The organism is Micromonospora sp. NPDC047557 (assembly GCF_043205095.1).
In the GTDB taxonomy this organism is placed as follows: Bacteria; Actinomycetota; Actinomycetes; order Mycobacteriales; family Micromonosporaceae; genus Micromonospora.
The window spans coordinates 1432969-1452169 of sequence record NZ_JBIDDK010000001.1; the positions used below are offsets into that span (position 1 = coordinate 1432969).

Sequence of the window (19201 nt, forward strand, 5' to 3'; positions counted from 1 at the left end):
CGGGCGCGGTACCGCTCGGCACGGCAGGGTGCTGTCTCGCAGGATCAGTCGGCGAGAGGGCCGAGCAGCGGACGTTTCGCGGTCACCGTGTCGCCGGACGACCGGCCGGTGAGCCGCCGCCTGATCCACGGGGCCAGGTGCTGACCGGCCCAGCGCAGGTCGGCCGCGCGGGCGGCCAGCCACGGCGATGGCGCCGGGTGCGGCGGGACCATCAGCCACTCCTCGTCACAGCCCACCCCGAGCGCGTTGAGCACCTGCCCGGCGACCCGCCGGTGCCCCGCCGGGGAGAGGTGCAGCCGGTCGGTGCTCCAGAGCATCGGGTTGAGGAACGTGTTGTCGGCGTACAGGTCGACCAGGATGGCGCCGTGCCGCTCGGCGGTCTCACCGACCGCCTGGTTGAGCAGTTCCACCCGGGGAGCGACGAGACGTTGACCGGGCAGCCGTGCCATCACGTCCGCGAATCGGAAGAGCAGCACGTCCGCGCCACCCGAGCGCAACTGCCGGACGACCTCGTCGAAGCGGGAGACCAGCGCGTCCGGGTCGAAGGTGCGCCGCAGCACGTCGTTGCCGCCGGCCGCGAAGCTGATCAGATCGGGCTTCATCGCCACCGCGGAGGGCACCTGCTCGGCCACCACGCTGGGAAAGAGCCGGCCTCGGATGGCCAGGTTCGCGTACCGGAAGTCGGGGCCGGCCTCGGCGGCGAGACGGGTCGCCACCAGATCCGCCCAGCCCCGGTAAGTGCCGTCCGGGTACGCGTCGTCCATACCCTCGGTGAAGCTGTCACCGACCGCGACAAAACTGCGCCAGCGCACCCGCGCCCCCCTCACGCCACCCGTTGCCTGCGGCGACCAGTCTGTCACCGGACCCACGTCGGCCGGTGCCCCGACCGGCCGAGGTGGCGGAGGTCATGCGACGGCGAACCAATCTCCTCAAGCAAGTGCCCATGATCGACACGGCATCGCCGATATCGCGGTATCAACCCGCCTCGGATACCGCGATATCGGTGCACTCGTGTCGATCACCGTCAGCGCTGAGCCTCGTGTCGCCTATCCGGCTGGTGGTGGAGTGCCCTGGCTCGCATTGAGGCCGCACAATGAGGGGCCGGTCACCGGACCGCGCAGTGGGGAGGGCCTAGGTGAGTCAGGCAAGCGAGCCGAGCCCCGCCGGGCCAGCCCCGGCGGCACCCACGTCGCCGCGCACCGCACGGACCCGTCAGATCCGACTCGTGGGGCTCATCGTCGCGCTGGCCGTCCTGGCAGCCGCCCTGGTCCCGATCGTCCTCGCGATGGGCCCGCCGACCCGGGACGAGTTGCTGGAGGACGCCGGCCTCAAGGGCAAGCAGCAGCTCGTCATCGGCGTGAAGGACGACCAGCCGGGCATCTCGCAGCGCCTCCCGAACAACGTCTGGAAGGGCTTCGACGTCGACATCGCGTACATGATCGCGAGCTACCTCGGGTTCGACCACTCCCAGGTGCGCTTCGTGCCGATCGAGAGCGAGGACCGGGCCCGTCGACAGGCCCAGGACGGCGAGGGGTTCGTCATCGTCGACCTGGTCATCGCGTCGTACAGCATCAACGACAAGCGCCGGGAGGAGGGCGCCGTCTTCTCGGCCGCGTACCTGAACACCGAGCAGTCGGTGGTGACGTTGAAGAGCTACCAGAAGCAGGTGAGCAGCCTGGAGGATCTGCGTGGGCTGACGGTCTGCTCGCTGACCACCTCGACGTCCATCCAGCGCCTCGCCGAGGCCGGCGCCTCGCCGGTGGGTCGAAACAGGATCAGCGAGTGCATCCAGGAGCTGTACGACGGCAAGGTGCAGGCCGTCACCACCGACGCGGCGATCCTCGCCGGCTTCGTTACCGGCGACCAGCCGGACGGCGACGGTCAGCACTTCCCGGTGACCCTCAAGAACGTGAAACCGCTGCGGCACTGGGACATCGGCTCGTCGCCCCAGGAGCGGTGGGGCGTCAACACCGGCCCCAACCAGGCCCTGCTCGACCTGGTCGACCTGGCGCTCTACAAGTCGGCCAAGGACGAGAACGACTCGGCCTGGGAGAACGCGTACAACGCCAACCTCCGTTGGCAGCAGGGATACAACCTCCCGCAGCCGGTCGCGGAACAGCAGCAACCCGATCCGAGGAAGGTGGAGGTGCGACAGTGGCCGTGGGAGAGGATCGCGCTACCGCCCCCGGCGTACCCCGGTTCACCACCGGCTCCGCCAAGGCGGTCGGCCCGCGCCGGATGGCGGGGGCGCGCCAGGCGCAGCAGTGGCTGCTGACCCTCCTTCCCACCTTTCCCGTCCTGCTCCTGGTGCTGCGGCTGTGGCAGCTCAGCCAACAGGACATGTCCACGATGCTGCTGCTGGTCCAGTACGTCAGTCCGCTCGGCTTGCTCAGTGCGCTGCTGATCGCCCTGGTGTGGGCGTTCCCCGTGGTCGTGCTCACCTTCGGCGTCCTCGGTCGACTGCTCCGGCTCAGTGCTCCGGACCGGTTCGACCCGGAACGGTCACTACTGGCCTCCGGGACGGCACGCACCCCCGGTTGGGTGATCAGCGCGGCGGTCGCGCTGGGGGCACTCACCTGGCAGCTCCGCTTCCTGCCGTCGCTGCTGATGCTCGGCCTGTGGCTGCTCGCGCTGCGTACCCGCTACCTGCATCCTGACCAGCCGACCCGGATCCTGCTGGTCAGTGTGGCCCTGCCGCTGGCCGCAGCGGTCCTGGCGTACACCGTGCTGGGCCCGGCCATCTGGACGGCGTACCAGGATGGCGAGATGGCCACGGCCGCGCTGCTGGCGCTGCCGCCCGCCGCCACCGTGCTGCTCACCGGCCCGATCCCCGCCTGGATCGCCCCGACGCTGACGCACAGTCTGGCGTTCACCGTCGCCGCGGTGCTCCCGGTAGTGATGGGCGCGGTCTTCCTCCGGGTGCCGCTGCTACCCACCGCCGCGGTCGAGGTCGTCCCGACGCAGTCGACCTCGCCGGCCCCGGACGTCGCGGCCTCGCCAGCCCCGGACGGACCGGCCTCGCCGGCCGTGGGAAGCACGCCCTCGGCAATCCCGGGCGCGTCGGCTGCTCCGACGAACGGCGGCACGGCAGGCCTGGACGGTGGGGACGGCCCGCCGACGGCCAACGGCGGCCCGCAGGTCGTGCTCGGCGCGCTCATCACGGTGACCGACACGTCGACGATCATGCTGGACCGGACCGCCACCGTGCGGTTCCTGCCGAACGGGTGGGTCGAGTCGCAGGTCCTCTGCCCCCAGCCGGCGGCGGTTCCGTACAGCCTGGTGTCGGTGCGGGGCTGGCCGGTGGAGGAGACCGCGCTCAACTGGATGATGCCCCGGCGGCCGGTCGCCGACCCGGACGTCCGCTGCGAGGGCCGCCTTCCCGGCGACACGTGACCCGGGACCGAATTGGATCGCCGCACCGGGACCGGCGGTCTTAGGCTGCCCGAATGCTGCTACGCATGTCGACCCTGTTGCTGCGGACCCTGCGCGAGGATCCGGCCGACGCGGAGGTGCCGAGCCATCGGCTGCTGCTGCGCGCCGGTTACATCCGTCGCGCCGCACCGGGCGGCTACACGTGGCTGCCGCTGGGCAAGCTGGTGCTGGACCGGATCACCGAGGTGGTACGTGCCGAGCTGACCGCGATCGGCGACCAGGAGGTGCACTTCCCGGCGCTGCTGCCCGCCGAGCCGTACCGGACGAGCGGCCGGTGGACGGAGTACGGCGACCTCCTCTTCACCCTCGCCGACCGGCGCGGCGCCGAGCACCTGTTGGCGCCCACCCACGAGGAGATGGCGGCGCTGCTGGTCAAGGACGTGTTCACCTCGTACCGGGATTTCCCGGTGACGCTGTTCCAGGTGCAGACGAAGTTCCGCGACGAGGCGCGGCCCCGGGCCGGTGTGCTGCGCGGCCGGGAGTTCCTGATGAAGGACGCGTACTCCTTCGACCTGGACGAGGCGGGGCTGCGGGACGCGTACGCCCGGCACCGGGCGGCGTACCAGCGGATCTTCGACCGGCTGGGCCTGGAGCACACGGTGGTGCACGCGATGTCCGGCGCGATGGGCGGCTCGGCGTCGGAGGAGTTCCTGGCCGCGACCCCGGTCGGCGAGGACACGTTCGTCGGCTGCACCGCGTGCGGCTACGCGGCGAACACCGAGGCCGTCGTCACCCGGGCACCCGCTGCCATCGACCTCGCCACCGCACCCGCGACGCAGGTGCACGACACCCCCGAGACCGCGACGATCGCCAGCCTGGTCGAGCTGGCGAACGGCCGCCGGCTCGGTGACCGGGACGACTGGACCGCCGCCGACACTCTGAAGAACGTCGTGTTGACCGTGCGTCAGCCGGGCGCCGAGCGGGCCGAACTCCTGGTGGTCGGGCTGCCCGGTGACCGGGAGGTCGACCTGAAGCGGCTCGGCGCCGCGCTGGAGCCGGCCCAGGTGGCCGTCTTCGACGAGTGGGCCGGGCATCCGGATCTGGTGCGCGGGTACATCGGTCCGCAGGTGCTCGGCAAGCTGGGCATCCGTTATCTGGTCGATCCTCGCGTGGTGACCGGCTCCGCGTGGCTGACCGGGGCGAACGAGCCGGGTCGACACGCGACGGGCGTGGTCTGCGGGCGGGACTTCACGCCCGACGGCACGGTCGAGGCGGCCGAGGTGCGCGCCGGCGACCCGTGCCCCGACTGCGGCGACGGCGAGCTGACCATCCGGCGGGGCATCGAGATCGGGCACATCTTCCAGCTCGGTCGCCGGTACACCGACGCGTTCGCGGTCGACGTGCTCGGGCCCGCCGGCAAGCCGGTCCGGCCCACCATGGGCTGCTACGGCATCGGGATCTCCCGCGCGGTCGCGGCCATCGCCGAGCAGCACCACGACGACCGGGGACTCGTCTGGCCTGCGGCGGTCGCGCCGTGTGACGTACACCTGGTGGTCGCCGGCAAGGGCCCGCAGCTCGACGCGGCGCTGGACCTCGGCGGGCGCTTGGCCGCCGCCGGCCTGCGGGTGCTTGTCGACGACCGGACGCACGTCTCGGCCGGGGTCAAGTTCACCGACGCGGAGCTGATCGGCATCCCCCGCACCGTCGTGGTCGGCCGCCGGCTGGCCGACGGGTACGTGGAGTTGCGCGAGCGGGCCGGCGACGGGCGCGCGGAGCTGCCGGTGGACGGTGTGGTGGAGCGGATCGTCGACGAGGCCCGCCGGGAGCGTGCGAACCTGGTGTAGCCACCGCGTCACGGGGTAGTGCAGTCGGATCGGGTGATACGTCTTCGGAGGATCTCATGACCGGTTACCGGGTCAGCGACGTGATGACCAAACAGGTCGTGTACCTGTCGGCCGAGACCACCCTGGACGAGGCGGCCAGGGTGATGAAGGAGGCGGACATCGGCGACGTGGTGGTCACCGACGGCGCCACCCTCGCCGGCATGCTCACCGACCGGGACATCGTGGTGCGGGCGGTAGCCGAGAACAGCTCACCGGCGGCCACCACCATCGGCTCGATCGTCACCCGCGAGGTGGTCATGATCGAGCAGCACTGCACGGCGGGTGAGGCCGCGGCGCTCATGCGAGACCGGGGCATCCGCCGGGTGCTGGTCTGCGACAGCGACCGCAAGCTGGTGGGGATCGTCTCGCTCGGTGACCTGGCCATGCAGCTCGACCCGACCAGCGCGTTGAGCGAGATCAGCGAACAGTCTCCGACCACGTGAGCCGTCGGCGCCGGCGGTAGCCTCGACACATGGCTGACATGCCGGCCCGACTGGCCGAGATCGTCGACGAGTTCGCCGCCGCGCCACGCGACCTGGTGCTGGAGATGCTGCTGGAGTACGCCGACGTCATCCCGCCGCTGCCCGCCGACGCCGCCGGGCACGAGGGCATGGAGCAGGTGCCCGAGTGCCAGACCGCGTTCTTCCTGCGCGCCCGGGTGACGCCGGACGGGACCGTCGAGACCCTGTTCGACTGCCCGCCCGAGGCGCCCACCACCCGGGCGTTCGCCGGGATCCTCGCCGAGGGTCTGGCCGGCGCGAGCGCCGAGGAGGTGCTGGCCGTGCCGGACGACCTCTACCAGCGGATGGGCCTGGCCCAGGCGATCAGCCCGCTGCGGGTGCGCGGCGGCACGGCGATCCTGGGCCGGCTCAAGCGGCAGGTCCGGGAACAACTCGACTGAGCGGGCCGTTGCCACCGATCATGGAGATCGAGATCTACGCCGACGTCGTCTGCCCGTGGTGCTACCTGGGCAAGCGCCGCCTGGACGAGGCAATCGCCCGCTACGACGGCGAGGTGACAGTCCGGTACCGGCCGTTCCAACTCGACCCGTCGCCGGTGCCCGAGCCGCTCCCGGTGGTCGACGCGCTGGCCGACAAGTTCGGCGGCCCGGAGCGCGCCCGGCAGATGGTCGCGCGGGTGACCGAGGCCGCGGCGGGTGACGGGCTTCGGCTGGACTACGACCGTGCGGTGGCCGCGAACACCTTCGACGCCCACCGACTGGTCGCCTACGCCACCGAGCACGGCCGGGCGGCCGAGATGGTGGAGGCCCTGTACCAGGCGCACTTCACCAAGGGTCTCGACGTCGGTTCCCGAGAGGTGCTGGCGACGATCGCCGGCTCGATCGGCCTGGACGCCGCCGACGCCCGCCGGTTCCTCGACTCCGACGAGCGGACCGCCGAACTCGCCGCCGAACTCGCGGCCGCCCGCGACCTGGGCATCACGAGCGTCCCGACGTTCGTACTGGCCGGGAAGTACGCGGTCAGTGGTGCCCAGGAGACGTCCACGCTCCTCGCCGCGCTGGCCGAGGTCGAGCAGCGGGAGGCCGCAGCGCGCTGAGACATCGACCGGGGCGATGTTTCACGTGCAACGGTATCGATGTCGGTGCCTGGTCAGGCCGGCCTGGCCAGGCCCTCGACCACCTGCGCGCCGGGCAGCGCGCCCAGCGCCGGCCCGGGCAGCGCGATCTTGCTATGCCGTACGCCGGACCCGATGATCACGTGCGGGGTGGCGATCACCCGCGCGTCCACCAGGATCGGCCACTGGGCCGGCAGCCCGATCGGGGTGATGCCGCCGTACTCCATGCCGGTCAACTCGACCGCGTCCGTCATCGGGGCGAAGCTCGCCTTGCGCACGTCCAGCGCCCGCCGGGCCACGCCGTTCACGTCGGCCCGGGTGGTGGCCAGGACGATGCAGGCGGCGTAGCGGACCACACCCTCGCGCTTTCCGGCCACCACGACGCAGTTGGCCGACACGTCCAGCCCGACCTCGTACGCCTCGCAGAACGCCGCCGTGTCGGCGAGGTCGGCGTCGATCGGCGCGACCAGCACGTCGTCGACGTCCACCGGCGCGTTGGCCGGCCACTGGGCGATGGCCTCCGCCACCGGCGCGGCGAGCAGATCGAGGCGGGCACGGGCCGGTTCGGTCTTCAACGTTCCCATCACGGGTGCGATCCTCGCACCCGCGCCGCCGGATCGCCCGCCGACTCCCGAGCCGTCTCGCGACACCACCTCCACGTCGCGGCTCAGCTGCCCGCGAGGAACGCGTTGTCGCGCAGGAAGGAACGGTCGCGGGCGGCCGCCAGCTCCTCCTCGCGTCGGGCTTTGGCCCGCTGCAGCTCCAGGTCCTCCAGCGCGTGCCGGACACCCAGCCGGATCACGCCGTAGAGGAAGACGAAACCGAAAACGTAGAGGATCACCGTGGTGACGACAACGAACATGACGTCACCGTAAGACGAACGTGAACCGGTATCCCTCTCATCTCCGCGCGGTTCCCCCGTACGTGTCCGCGAGGTGGTCGGCCCAGGTACGCACACCGCGAGGCAGCGCCTCGGTGACCAACCCACCGGCGCGCAGCTCGCGCCCGAGCCGGCCGGGGATTCGTACCGGCAGCAGCGGTCGGCGTGACCCGCGCGCCTCCCGCCAGGCACGGACCGCCTCGTCGAAGCGGAGCACCTGCGGCCCACCAAACTCCTCGGTGCCCCCGAGCGGGCCGGCTGCCACCCGGGCCGCGAGCCGGGCGGCCACCTCACCCGGGTCGACCGGCTGGGCGAGCACCGCCCGGTCGCCGAACACCGGGCCCAGCCGCGCGCTGGTCGTCAGCAGATCGTCGAGGAACTCGGGGAACTGGGTGGCGCGCAGCACCGACCACGGCACCGGGCCGGCCGCGACCACCTGCTCGGCTGCCAGCTTGTGCCGGTAGTACGGGATCGGCACCCGGTCCACCCCGACGATCGAGACGTAGACCAGGTGCTGGACGCCGGCCGCGCCGGCGGCGACCACCAGCCCACGGGTGCCCAGCACGTCCACCTGATGGGTACGCCCTCGGGGCGAGGACGCCAGGTGCACCACCGCCTCCACCCCGGTCACCGCCTCGGCCAGCCCGTCGCCGGTGGCCAGGTCGGCGACGACCCACTCGACGTCCGAGCCGGTACGCGGCCGACGGCTGCTGGCCCGGACGCTCATCCCGTCGTCGCGCAGCCGCGCCAGCACATGGCTACCCAGTCGACCACCCGCCCCGGTGACCAGAACCCTCATCGTCTCCTCCTGTTCCGCGGACCCGTCGTGCTGATGACGGCCGCGCGACTGCACACGTGACGGCTCACCCCGAACGGACCAGATCCAGCACGGTCAGGAGCGCGAAGAACGCGATCACGATCTCGTTGACGATCCAGGAGTGCCCCTCGGCCCACTCCCGCATCCGGGCCAGCACCCGCGCCGCCTTCTGACCGAGCAGCACCAACGCCAGCAGCGGCACCGCGAGCAGGAGCACGGTGAGCAGCACGAACGGCACCAGGTGCCACCAGGGGAGGTTGTGTCGGGCCACTGTCGCGCCGACCGTCGCCATGGTGAGGTCGTCGGTGGGTGTCACCACGAAGAGCAGGGCACCCATCCGTGCGGCCCAGCGCGGATCGGCGTGGCTCACGCTGCCCAACCAGCGCGGCGGTCCAGACCGGTTGCGGCGCAGCCAGACGACCAGGGCCAGGCACACCAGCAGCGCGAGCACCACCAGGTCGATGACCGGACCGCGATCGATCCTGCTGGCGGCCGCGCTGGCGTCGGTCGCCAACCCGCCCAGCAACCGGGTCAACAACCAGCTCACGGTCACCCCGACGGCGACCACCAGGCCGGCGCCGGCGAGGAAGCCCAGCGACGCGGCCCGGGGCCGGTCGGACGAGGCGAGGAAGACCGCCACGACCAGTTGGGTCCCGGCGACCATCACCACGGCCAGCGGCAGGACCGTCAGGAGGTTCATCGCCTGCCATCCTCGCGCCCGCCCGGTGCGGACACGTCGAATCCTCAGCCGATCACCCGCCCGGCCGTGTGGTCCCGTCCATCACCACCCGGCCGGCCAGCAGCGCGCCGACCAGTGCCAGACCGGCCGCCACCACCAGGGTCACCACGTAGCTGGCGGGGCCGGGCGCACTCCCGGCAGCGAGTACGGCACCGGTTAGCGCCAGCACGGTCGCCGCGAAGAGCGAGTCGCCCAGTTGCAGCGACGAGCTGTTGCGCCCCTGCTCGCCGGGCGCGGACAGCTCCAGGGTGAGCACCGACAACGACGGGTACAGCAGTCCCATGCCGAGCCCCGCCACCGCCCAGCCCAGCACGGCGACGGCCACCGGCAGCTCGGGTCGGACGGCCAACGCCACCGTCGCGATGCCGGCCGTGATGCAGCACAACCCGACGCGGGGGAAGCTGGCCCGGGAGGCCGGCGCCGGAAAACGGCCCTGAACCCAGGAGCCCACCGACCAGGCCAACGCGCCCACCGTGAGAACAAGCCCGGCGGCGGTCGGCGACAGCCCCCGCTCCCGGGAGAGCATCAACGGGATGACCACCTCCGCGCCGACGAACGCCGCCGACGCCAGACCGCGCAGACCGACCACGGTGGGCAGCCCGCGGGCCGCCCGCAGGAACCCCAGCGGCAGCAGGCGCGGAGCGCAGACCAGCAGGCCGGCCAGGGCGAGCGCGATCACCGCCAGGGCCGTCACGCCGCGCTGCTGTCCCCCGATGTGCAGCAGTGCGGCGCTCACGCCCGCCCCACAGGCCCAGCCGATGCGGGCCATCGCGCCGGCCGGCGGCCGGCTCGGCACGGTCCCGTCGAGCGACCGCAGGCCCGGATGGATCAGCAGCACCGCCGGGACGGCCACCGCCGGCACCACGAGAAAGACCCACCGCCAGCCCAGGTACTCGACAATCAGGCCGGCCAGCGCCGGCCCGACCAGCGACGGTACGACCCACGCCGCAGCGAACGCGGCGAAGATGCGCCGATGCAACTCCTCGGGGTACGCCTGCCCGACGATCACGTAGAGCGCCACCGAGAGCAACCCCGAGCCGAACCCCTGCACGACCCGTCCGACCACCAGCGCGGTCATCATCGGCGCGGTCCCGGCGATCAGCAGCCCGACCACGAACCAGCCGACGCCGTGCCACATCGGTCCTCGCGGCCCCCGTGCGTCACACCAGATCCCGGAAACGACCATGGCCAGCACGCCTGCGGCGAACGGGCCGCCGAACGCGATGCCGTACAGGGCCAGCCCGTCCAGGCTGCGCGCGACGGTCGGCATGGCCGTGCCGACCGCCAACGCCTCGAACGCCAGCAGCGACACCAGCGCGACGCTGCCCACCGTCATCGCCCGCAGCCGGGGTGCGAACAACCCGGCGGAGACCGGAACGGGGGTGGCGGTTCGGCTCGACATGCACCGAGCCTGCGACCTCAACCCGGATTCATGTCAACCGGGGGTGACCCGGCTCTCGTCAGGCGTCCTGGAGCGCCTCCCCGACGCCGCGTACCAGTCCCGAGAAGTGCTGGTCCGCCAGGAGATGCCCGGCGGTGATCACCAGGGCGAGCGGCCATTCGATCACCTGCAACGCGGCCAGCACGCCGAGCCCGGCGTAGTAGGCGATCTTGTCCGGTGGCGGCACCGCCAGCTCGCCCACCATTGGCAGCTCCACCCGTCGGCTGTACATCCGAACGTTCTCGTGTGAACCGTTGAGGTGTCGTGTCAGCGTGCTCATTCCGGCCTCCCCGTGTCCGGTGATGGTCGTCGGATTCCACCGCCCACCCCGTCCATGCGCGGCCAGCCCCGCAAAGTTCCGGTGCTCCGAGGGGCATAACGGACGCCAGGTCGGGAAGCCAGGCCGCCGGACGCGAGGCGTGGGAGGACGAGATGACCGACGGCACAAGCGACAACGGGGAGTCGGGTCGGCGTCCGTCCGGCCGTACGCCTCGATGACGGCGGCGGGTCGCGCCGCCGGCCGCCTCCTGCCGTCCATCGGCGTGCCGCACCTGGTCGGGGAGGCGTCCCGGACCGTCGGGTCGGCGGCGACCCGGCTGGCCCGGACGGTCGGGCTGAGCCGGCGTCGGGTCTGGTCCCGCCCCGGCCGGCACCACATCGAGGTGCACGGCGTCTGCCAGGACGGCGGCGACCGGTTGGCCCGGCAGGTGGAGGCCGCGCTGGAGCGGTTGCCCGGGGTGGCCTGGGCCCGGGTGAACGCCCCGTCCGGCCGGGTGGTGGTAGCCGTGCAGGCGCCCGAGCCGCGGCTGCGGGACCTCATCGCCACGATCGGGCGGATCGAGGAAACCTGCGACCACGAACCAGATCCGGAGATCCCGCCCCCACATCCGCCGGAGGAGGGGCCGCGTACGCCGCGCACCCTGGGCGCCCTCGCCTCGGACGCGCTGGGCCTGACCATCTCGGCGGCCACCCGGCTCCTGCCGTTCGCGCCACTGCCCGGCGAGGTCGCCGGCCTGCTGGCCGCTGCGGACCTGCAACCGAAGCTGCACGCCTTCGTCGGCAGGCGGCTGCGCTCCGACCCGCGCGCCGACGTCATCTTTCCGCTGGTCGAGGCGGTGGTGCAGGGTCTGACCGGCCGGTGGACGGGGATAGTGCTCGACGGCGCCCAACGGATGGTGCAGTGGGGGGAGGCGCGGGCCCAACTCGCCGCGTGGGAGAAGGCCGAGCCGCGGCTGACCGGCGACCCCGAGCGCGCCACCGCACGGTGGCCGACGGTCGACCGGCCCTGCCCGAAGCCGGACGGCCCGGTCGAGCGCTACATCAACCGGATGTTGACCGCCGGCGTGGCTGCCGCCGCGGCGGCGACACCGATCGCCGGGCGCAAGCGAGCCGCCGCGCTGGGCCTGTCCGCGCTGCCCAAGGCCCCGGGCAGCGGACGAGAGGGGTACGCGGCACAGCTCGGCCGGATCCTCGCCCGGCGCGGGGTGATCGCGATGGACCGTGGCGTGCTGCGGGAACTGGACCGGATCGACACGCTGGTGCTGGACGCGGCGGTGCTCGGCTCGGAGCGGGGCGTACTCGCCGACCTGGCTCCGGCGCCCGAGGTGGACGTCGACGAGGTGGCGGAGCGGGCGTTCGCGCTGTTCGACCCGAGCGACCCGACCGGGTCACCGGAGCTGGACGGCTGGCGGCTGGCACCCCTGGACCAATTCCCGGCGGGCGATCCCGGCGACGTGCCGGACGGCGAGCGGCTGCGCGCGGCCGGCGGGCAACTGCTCGGGCTCACCCACTCGGGCCGGCTCACGGCGCTGCTGCGGGTCGAACCCGAACCCGCGCCGGGTGTCGACGGCCTGCCGGCCGCTGCCCGCCACGCCGGCCTGAAGCTGATCGTGGCCGGCGGCGACGAGCAGCGGTACGGCTTCACCGACGCGCTGCTGCCCGGCGGAGACCACCTGGCCGACTCGGTACGCGGGTTGCAGCGCGACGGGGCGGTCGTGATGCTCGTCTCCGGAGACCGGGCGGCCCTCGGCGCGTCCGACTGCGGCCTCGGGATGTCCGCTCCGGACGAGCTGCCGCCGTGGGGAGCGCACCTGCTGGTCGGCACCGACCTGCGGGTGGTGGCCCTGGTCGTCGAGGCGACCGGGGCGGCCCGGCGGATGACGCGGCAGAACATCCGGCTCGCCATGGCGGGCACCGGCCTCGGGGCGCTGGGCGCGTTCACCGCCCCACCGACCCAACTGCCCCACAAGTCGCTCGTCGCGGTCAACGGCGCGGCCGGCCTGGCCTTCGCGAACGGGGTCTGGCGGGCCCGCCGGTTGCCCGACCGGTCGGACACGCCGGCGCCGGTGGCGACCGCCTGGCACCTGATGCCGGTCCGGACCGTGCTCGACCAGCTGGGCACCACGCCGGACGGGCTGACCAGCGCGGAGGCGCAGCGCCGACACGACGGCCAGGGGGCGGGCGGCGGCGACACACCCGCCGGTGGTGGCCTGCTGCGGGCGTTCCTGGACGAGCTGTCCAACCCGCTCACCCCCGTACTGGCCGCCGGGGCGGTGCTCTCCGCGTCGTTCGGCTCGCTTGTCGACGCCGCGCTGGTGGGCAGCGTCGTCGGTGGCTCGGCCCTGATCGGGGCGGTGCACGAACGCAACACCGAACGGTCGCTGGCGGAGCTGCTGTCGCGTTCGGCGGTGACGGCCCGGGTCCGCCGCGACGGCGTCGAGCGAATCGTCGCGGCCGAGGACCTCGTCCGCGGAGACGTCATCACCCTCGAATCGGGAGACTCGGTGCCGGCCGACTGCCGGGTGCTCGAATCGGTGGGGCTGGAGGCGGACGAGTCGTCGCTGACCGGCGAGTCGCTGCCGGTCGCCAAGAGCAACCGGCCGGTCGTCGCCGCGGCCATCGCCGACCGGCACTCGATGCTGTACGAGGGCACCACCGTCGCCGCCGGCCAGGGAACCGCCGTGGTGGTGGCGACCGGCGTCGACACCGAGTCCGGACGCAGCCTGGCGCTGGTCCGGCAGGCGCCCCCGACCAGCGGGGTGGAGGCCCGGCTCGGCTCGTTGACCAGCGCCGCCATCCCGTTGGCCGCAGGTTCGGCGATCGCCGTGGCCGGCGCGGGGCTGCTCCGGGGCGTACCGCTGGCCGAAACGGCGGCGACCGCCGCGAACCTCGCCGTCGCGTCGGTGCCGGAAGGGCTGCCGTTCCTGGTCAGCGCCGCGCAGCTGGCCGCCGCCCGGCGGCTGGCCGAGCACGGCGCGTTGGTCCGCAACCCCCGCACGATCGAGGCGTTGGGCCGGGTGGACGTGCTCTGCTTCGACAAGACCGGCACCCTCACCGAGGGCCAGTTGCTGCTCGCCGGGGTCGGCGACGGCGTCGGCGACCGGTACGCCCCGGTGGACCGGCTCGACGATCGACTCCGACTGACCCTCGCCACGGCGCTGCGGGCCACCCCCGCCGCGGCCAAGCCGGAGGAGTTGGCGTTGCAGACCGACCGGGCGGTCCGGCGCGGCGCCGCCACGGCTCAGGTGGTGGAGCAGACCGGCGCCGCCGGCTGGCGGGCTGCCGGCGGGCTGCCGTTCGAACCGTCCCGCGGCTACCACGCGAGCATCGGCGAGACCGACGGTCGCCTGCTGCTGAGCGTCAAGGGCGCCCCGGAGACGGTGTTGCCACGCTGCGCGACGCGGCGTACCGACGGCCGGCAGGAGCCGCTGGACGACGCCGGCCGCGCGGAACTGCACCGTCTGCTCGCCGACCAGGCCGGGGCGGGGCACCGGATCCTCGCCGTCGCGGAGTGCCAGGTGGACGCCACGCACATCACCGACTCCGACGTCCGAGGGCTGACCTTCGTGGGGTTCCTGGCCCTCGCGGACGGGGTCCGGGAGAGCGCCGCCCCGGCGGTACGCCGGATCCGGCAGGCCGGGGTCCACACCATCATGATCACCGGGGACCACCCGGCCACCGCCGAGGCGATCGCCGCCACCATCAGCGAGCACAACGAGCAGCGGGTGGTCACCGCCACCGAACTCGACCAGTTGGACGACGACGCGCTCGCGGAGCGGCTGGCCAACACCGATGTGGTGGCCCGCTGCACCCCGGCGCACAAGGTACGCATCATCCAGGCGTTGCAGAAGTGCGGACGGACCGTCGCGATGACCGGCGACGGCGCCAACGACGCCCCGGCCATCCGGCTGGCCGACGTCGGCATCGCCCTCGGCCAACGCGGCACGCCGGCGGCCCGGGCCGCCGCCGACCTGGTGGTCACCGACGACCGGTTGGAGACCATCATCGCCACCCTGGTCGAGGGTCGCGCGATGTGGTCGTCGGTCCGCCACGCGCTGAGCATCCTCGTCGGCGGCAACCTCGGCGAGATCGCGTTCAGCGTGCTCACCGCCGCGGCGACCGGCCGTTCCGCTCTCACCGGCCGGCAACTGCTGCTGGTCAACCTGCTCACCGACCTGGCGCCGGCGCTGGCCATCGCGGTCCGCCCACCCGCCTCGGACCGCACCGACGGGCTGCTCCGGGAGGGCCCCGACGCGTCGCTCGGTGAGACCCTCAGCAGGGAGATCGGGCTCCGCGCGGCGTCCACCACGCTGGGCGCGACCGTCGGCTGGACGTTGGCCCGGTACACCGGCCGTCAGCGGCGGGCCGGAACGGTCGCCCTCGTCTCGCTCGTCGGCACCCAGCTCGGCCAGACCATTCTGGCCGGCGGCACCAGCCCGGCCGTACTGGCGTCCACGGCGGCGTCGCTGGGAGTGCTGGTCGTGGTGGTGCAGACGCCGGGGGTGAGTCAGTTCTTTGGCTGCACGCCGCTCGGCCCGGTGGGCTGGACCATCGGCGCCGGATCGGCGCTCGGTGCCACCTTCGCCAACGGCGCGCTCACCAGACTGGTGGAGCACCTTCCGTCGGCACGACCCGACCTCGCCCAGCCCGCAGACGGCGACTGATCAACGTCTGGCCCGCGTGGACTCCACCAGTTGGGGTACCGGAGTTCGAGGAGGTGGGCATGATGGCCGAACATCCACAGGTGACGTTCGTCGGCACCGCGACGACGGTGCTACGGGTCGGCGGGTTCACCCTGCTCACCGATCCGAACTTCCTGCATCGCGGCCAGCGGGCGTACCTCGGGAAGGGTCTGTGGTCGCGCCGACGCACGGACCCGGCGCTGCGGATCTCCCAGCTTCCCCACCTGGACGCCGTGGTCCTGTCCCACCTGCACGGCGACCACTTCGACCGGGTGGCCCGCCGGGAGCTGGACCGGGAGCTGCCCATCGTCACCACGCCCGCCGCCGAACGCAAGCTGCGCCGCTGGGGCTTCCACGCCGCCGAGGGCCTGCCGACCTGGTCGTCACGAGAGCTGCACCGCGACGGTACGACCCTGCGGCTGACCTCGATGCCCGGCAAGCACGGCCCCGGCGCGCTGGACCGGCTGCTGCCCGACGTGATGGGCACGATGATCGACGTGGAACGCGGCGGGCGGCGCGAGTTCCGGCTGTACGTAACCGGCGACACGCTCAACCGTCCGCTGCTCACCGACATCCCCGAGCGCTACCCGGACATCGACGCGATGCTGATCCACCTCGGCGGCACGAAGGTCGCCGGAATCCTGCTCACCATGGACGCCCGGCAGGGCGCCGACCTGGTGGAGCTGATCCGCCCGAAGCTCACGGTGCCGATCCACTACGACGACTACCCGGTCTTCCGCTCCCCGCTGGCGCACTTCGTCGACGAGGCCCGCCGCCGGGGCTGGGTCAAGCAGGTACGCACCATCGCGCGCGGCGAGACCGCGTCGCTCGCCCCGCCCTCTGATCTCCGTCAGATTGATCGTGCTGACTAACCTGACGCCATGCCGTCGTTCCTGGCCAATGGGACTCGTCCGAAAGCCTGGCCGAGTCTGCCGCTGGCACTGCTGCTGCCGTGCGGCCTGCTGATACTGCTGGGCATCACCGACGACCGCGAGCCGCCCCCACCAGCCGGCGTGCTGATGCCTGCGACGGTGGTCGCGGTGGAACCGGCCCAGAACGCCCAAGGCCCCTACGTGCTGGTACGCGTCGACACGGCCGACGGGCCGACCACCTGCGGTATCTACGAGCGATCGTTCCCGGATCGGCGGCTACCCCCGCTGCACCAGCAACTGACAGTCGACTACACCCCGGCCAGCTGCGGGCCGATGCCGGTCAACACCGAGCTCCCCCGAGGCGTGATCGTCGCCATGGGGGCCACTGGATTGACGGCGTCGCTCTTTTGGCTCTGGGCCGGTCCGCGCTTTCAGCGGTTGGACCGCCGGCGGCGTTCCCGCTTCTGACGCCCTCCATCACTGCTCTTCGGCACGGAACGGGTCCCGGGCCGGACCCTGTTCGGCCCAACACAGACCACCGCGAAACTCCACGCCCGGAATACCGTCACCGAGCTGGCTGATGTCCACCACGGCTGCCAGGGAGGTGGCGAGGTCCGACCGTAGTTCCTCGACTGCCGTCTCGAGATCGTCCGCCTCTTCGGACCAGTCGATGTCGGCCGTGCGCAGGTCGGCGATCGCGTGGCCGGTGACCGCCGCGGGGTCGGTGACGACCACCTCGACCCGACAGTAGATGTGCACGGTGACGGGGGTTGGTTGCTCATCCATCCGCGGATCATGACAAGTGCGCTGCCCAACCCGACAGGTCATTACCGAGGCGGTCAGTGAGCGAGCCTTCCGGGGCCTTGCCAATCGCCAGACGACGGTAATATCCCCAGTCTTTGATCTACAACGGGGAGGAAGATCCACATGCGATGGAAGATCCCGGCGGGCGTTGCGATAGCGCTGGCCTTCATGGTTCCGGCGGCACCGGCGGTGGCGCAGAGCGTTACGCCGGGTCTCAACGAGAGCTGCCAGACGGTCGAGCGCAAGACGTTGAAGGACATCCGCGAGCTGTTCACCGTCGACCTGGACACCGCCACCAACACCCAGCTCCGCTTGCTGGCCAACCAGATCCAGGCCACGGCGAAGAAGGAGTCCCTGACCACCCTGCCTGACGCCATCCAGAAGCGGCTGGACGGAACCTCGGACGACCTGCGCGCCTTCCTCAAGAAGGATGTGCAGACCATCTGGACGATGGATCTGCAGATCCAGGTGGGGCAGACGATGACCGGCGCTGGCCCCAAGGTGAAGGAGGCCGCACAGAAGACGCTCGACGATGCGACCACCGATGGTTACCTGGCCTACCTGAACGAGGGCCTGTACGCCGCCCGTACGCTCGACTGTGCGGCCCAGCCGACGGCGACGGCGTCGCCGACGTCCCAGCCCACCGCGACGCCGAGCGCCACCTCGACCGTCCCGCCGACTGCCGCCACCTCCACGAGCCCGGTCGCCGGCGGCGGCGAGGGCGGTGGACTGCCCCTGACCGGGGCCGACACCGCGACCATTGCCGGCATCGGCGGTGCGCTCCTGCTCGTCGGCGGTGCGAGCATCGTGATCGCACGCCGGCGCCGCGCCCGCTTCGTGGCATAGCTCGTACTGACGCGCCCGGCCCGACGCATCGTCGGGCCGGGCGCGTCTTGCGTCGAACGCCCAGCGGAATGCGAAGACTTCACGCACAGCCCCGATGGCCGGGCTTACCTCCCAGCGGTCCTCAGCGAAGCGCTGGTGCCCGACGCGTGCCTCGCCTCGATCGGACGGGGCACCGCGAAGCGCCACTGCTCGACCCGGGCGAGCGGCCGTACCTACGATCAACTGGTGAATGACACCGTCGTCCTACACACGGTCGCGATGCCGCCCGCCCCCGCCCTCGTGCTTCGCCCCTGGCACATGAAGGACGTTCCCGCACTGGTCAGGGCGTGCGAAGATCCGGCGTTGCGCCGCTGGACGAACTCTGTCGTGAAGGACGACGCTGACGCGGTCCGGTGGGTGCAGGCCCAGCAGCGAGGCTGGGCAACGGGAGACCGATTCGGCTTCGCGGTCCTTGAACCATGCTCCGAGTCATCGCACGGGCAGCTGGTGGGCAACGTGGTCCTGAAGGACGTAGCCCCCGGCAAGCCGTCGGCCGAGGTGGGCTATTGGACTGCGGCGCACGCTCGCGGAAAGGGTGTGGCGCCGCGCGCCTTGGAGGCTCTCACTGGCTGGGCCTTCGACATTCTGGGGCCCGACGGGCTGACGCGCCTTGAACTCCTGCATCAGGTGGACAACCTGGCCTCGTGCCGAGTGGCGGGGAAGAGCCGGTACGACTTCGACAGAGTCCTGCCCGCAGCGCCACCTGCATTCCCTCTCGATGGCCATCTGCACGCACGACACAGGGATGCATGAAGTCCGCTCAGGCCGGGTGACTGAGTGAGTGAGTGCGAGGCCCAATGGGACTGCACCTGCGGGCAACGATGTTGCGGCAGGAGAACCGGCTCCGGGCGCCCGCCGAGATCAAGAAGCAGATCAACCGGGAAGTACTGGTGGAGCCCAGGGGACTCGAACCCCTAACCCCTGCCTTGCAAAGGCAGTGCTCTGCCAGTTGAGCTAGGGCCCCGTGAGCGG

The 19201-nt window shown here is 72.2% G+C and carries 19 protein-coding genes and 1 tRNA gene; 11 read left to right on the forward strand and 9 right to left on the reverse strand.

Annotated features, from left to right (window positions below):
• Window positions 1-44 precede the first annotated feature (44 nt).
• Entirely contained in the window at window positions 45-812 is a 768-nt protein-coding gene (locus ACGGAQ_RS06735; protein ID WP_393045256.1) for an SGNH/GDSL hydrolase family protein, read from the reverse strand.
• Window positions 813-1135: 323 nt separating this feature from the next.
• Here ACGGAQ_RS06735 and ACGGAQ_RS06740 point away from each other — a divergent pair, with 323 nt between their 5' ends.
• Genes ACGGAQ_RS06740 through ACGGAQ_RS06765 form a run of 6 tightly spaced genes read left to right on the forward strand, consistent with a single transcriptional unit; the run spans window position 1136 to window position 6812 of the window.
• Entirely contained in the window at window positions 1136-2275 is a 1140-nt protein-coding gene (locus ACGGAQ_RS06740) for a transporter substrate-binding domain-containing protein (RefSeq protein WP_393045258.1), read from the forward strand.
• Window positions 2161-3393, forward strand: coding sequence for a hypothetical protein (locus tag ACGGAQ_RS06745; protein ID WP_393045701.1), 1233 nt, complete (start codon window positions 2161-2163; stop codon window positions 3391-3393). The genes ACGGAQ_RS06740 and ACGGAQ_RS06745 overlap by 115 nt, the downstream gene beginning before the upstream one ends.
• A 53-nt stretch (window positions 3394-3446) precedes the next feature.
• Complete coding sequence (locus ACGGAQ_RS06750) at window positions 3447-5216, forward strand: proline--tRNA ligase (RefSeq protein ID WP_393045260.1); 1770 nt, start codon at window positions 3447-3449, stop codon at window positions 5214-5216.
• Between the two features lie 56 nt (window positions 5217-5272).
• Entirely contained in the window at window positions 5273-5698 is a 426-nt protein-coding gene (locus tag ACGGAQ_RS06755; RefSeq protein WP_354854874.1) for a CBS domain-containing protein, read from the forward strand.
• A 29-nt stretch (window positions 5699-5727) separates the two neighbouring features.
• Window positions 5728-6156, forward strand: a complete 429-nt coding sequence (locus ACGGAQ_RS06760) for a SufE family protein (RefSeq protein ID WP_234584468.1) — start codon at window positions 5728-5730, stop codon at window positions 6154-6156.
• A 20-nt stretch (window positions 6157-6176) separates the two neighbouring features.
• A complete protein-coding gene (locus ACGGAQ_RS06765) occupies window positions 6177-6812 on the forward strand; it encodes a DsbA family oxidoreductase (RefSeq protein ID WP_393045263.1) in 636 nt (211 codons plus the stop codon).
• A 53-nt stretch (window positions 6813-6865) separates the two neighbouring features.
• Here the strand turns inward: ACGGAQ_RS06765 and ACGGAQ_RS06770 are convergent, their stop codons facing one another.
• The 6 genes from ACGGAQ_RS06770 to ACGGAQ_RS06795 all read right to left on the reverse strand — a co-directional run bounded on the left by ACGGAQ_RS06770 (window position 6866) and on the right by ACGGAQ_RS06795 (window position 10987).
• Window positions 6866-7414 (reverse strand): YbaK/EbsC family protein, encoded by a 549-nt coding sequence (locus ACGGAQ_RS06770; protein WP_354855012.1) that lies wholly within the window; start codon window positions 7412-7414, stop codon window positions 6866-6868.
• A gap of 83 nt (window positions 7415-7497) precedes the next feature.
• Window positions 7498-7692 (reverse strand): hypothetical protein, encoded by a 195-nt coding sequence (locus ACGGAQ_RS06775; RefSeq protein ID WP_355133941.1) that lies wholly within the window; start codon window positions 7690-7692, stop codon window positions 7498-7500.
• Window positions 7693-7729: 37 nt separating this feature from the next.
• Window positions 7730-8509 carry an SDR family oxidoreductase gene (locus ACGGAQ_RS06780; RefSeq protein ID WP_393045265.1) on the reverse strand — a complete coding sequence of 260 codons (780 nt, stop codon included), beginning with the start codon at window positions 8507-8509 and terminating at the stop codon, window positions 7730-7732.
• Between the two features lie 64 nt (window positions 8510-8573).
• Complete coding sequence (locus ACGGAQ_RS06785) at window positions 8574-9227, reverse strand: GAP family protein (protein WP_393045267.1); 654 nt, start codon at window positions 9225-9227, stop codon at window positions 8574-8576.
• A gap of 52 nt (window positions 9228-9279) precedes the next feature.
• Window positions 9280-10668 carry an MFS transporter gene (locus ACGGAQ_RS06790; RefSeq protein ID WP_393045269.1) on the reverse strand — a complete coding sequence of 463 codons (1389 nt, stop codon included), beginning with the start codon at window positions 10666-10668 and terminating at the stop codon, window positions 9280-9282.
• Window positions 10669-10726: 58 nt separating this feature from the next.
• Window positions 10727-10987 (reverse strand): hypothetical protein, encoded by a 261-nt coding sequence (locus tag ACGGAQ_RS06795; RefSeq protein ID WP_393045271.1) that lies wholly within the window; start codon window positions 10985-10987, stop codon window positions 10727-10729.
• 214 nt (window positions 10988-11201) lie between these two features.
• Between ACGGAQ_RS06795 and ACGGAQ_RS06800 the strand changes: the two genes are divergently transcribed.
• From ACGGAQ_RS06800 to ACGGAQ_RS06810, 3 genes are read left to right on the forward strand one after another with little or no spacing between them, the layout of a single operon-like run.
• Window positions 11202-15650: an HAD-IC family P-type ATPase gene (locus ACGGAQ_RS06800; protein WP_393045273.1), complete on the forward strand. Its 4449-nt coding sequence runs from the start codon at window positions 11202-11204 to the stop codon at window positions 15648-15650.
• A 59-nt stretch (window positions 15651-15709) separates the two neighbouring features.
• Window positions 15710-16540, forward strand: a complete 831-nt coding sequence (locus ACGGAQ_RS06805; protein WP_393045275.1) for an MBL fold metallo-hydrolase — start codon at window positions 15710-15712, stop codon at window positions 16538-16540.
• A 9-nt stretch (window positions 16541-16549) separates the two neighbouring features.
• Window positions 16550-17008, forward strand: a complete 459-nt coding sequence (locus ACGGAQ_RS06810) for a hypothetical protein (RefSeq protein WP_393045277.1) — start codon at window positions 16550-16552, stop codon at window positions 17006-17008.
• Between the two features lie 9 nt (window positions 17009-17017).
• Here the strand turns inward: ACGGAQ_RS06810 and ACGGAQ_RS06815 are convergent, their stop codons facing one another.
• Window positions 17018-17326 (reverse strand): hypothetical protein, encoded by a 309-nt coding sequence (locus ACGGAQ_RS06815; protein ID WP_393045279.1) that lies wholly within the window; start codon window positions 17324-17326, stop codon window positions 17018-17020.
• A gap of 141 nt (window positions 17327-17467) precedes the next feature.
• Here ACGGAQ_RS06815 and ACGGAQ_RS06820 point away from each other — a divergent pair, with 141 nt between their 5' ends.
• Together ACGGAQ_RS06820 and ACGGAQ_RS06825 are read left to right on the forward strand one after the other, a co-directional pair.
• Window positions 17468-18190 carry an LPXTG cell wall anchor domain-containing protein gene (locus tag ACGGAQ_RS06820; RefSeq protein WP_393045281.1) on the forward strand — a complete coding sequence of 241 codons (723 nt, stop codon included), beginning with the start codon at window positions 17468-17470 and terminating at the stop codon, window positions 18188-18190.
• Window positions 18191-18415: 225 nt separating this feature from the next.
• Window positions 18416-18982 carry a GNAT family N-acetyltransferase gene (locus ACGGAQ_RS06825; RefSeq protein ID WP_393045283.1) on the forward strand — a complete coding sequence of 189 codons (567 nt, stop codon included), beginning with the start codon at window positions 18416-18418 and terminating at the stop codon, window positions 18980-18982.
• Window positions 18983-19117: 135 nt separating this feature from the next.
• Here ACGGAQ_RS06825 and ACGGAQ_RS06830 read toward each other — a convergent pair.
• Window positions 19118-19193 (reverse strand) — tRNA-Ala (locus tag ACGGAQ_RS06830).
• Window positions 19194-19201 lie beyond the last annotated feature (8 nt).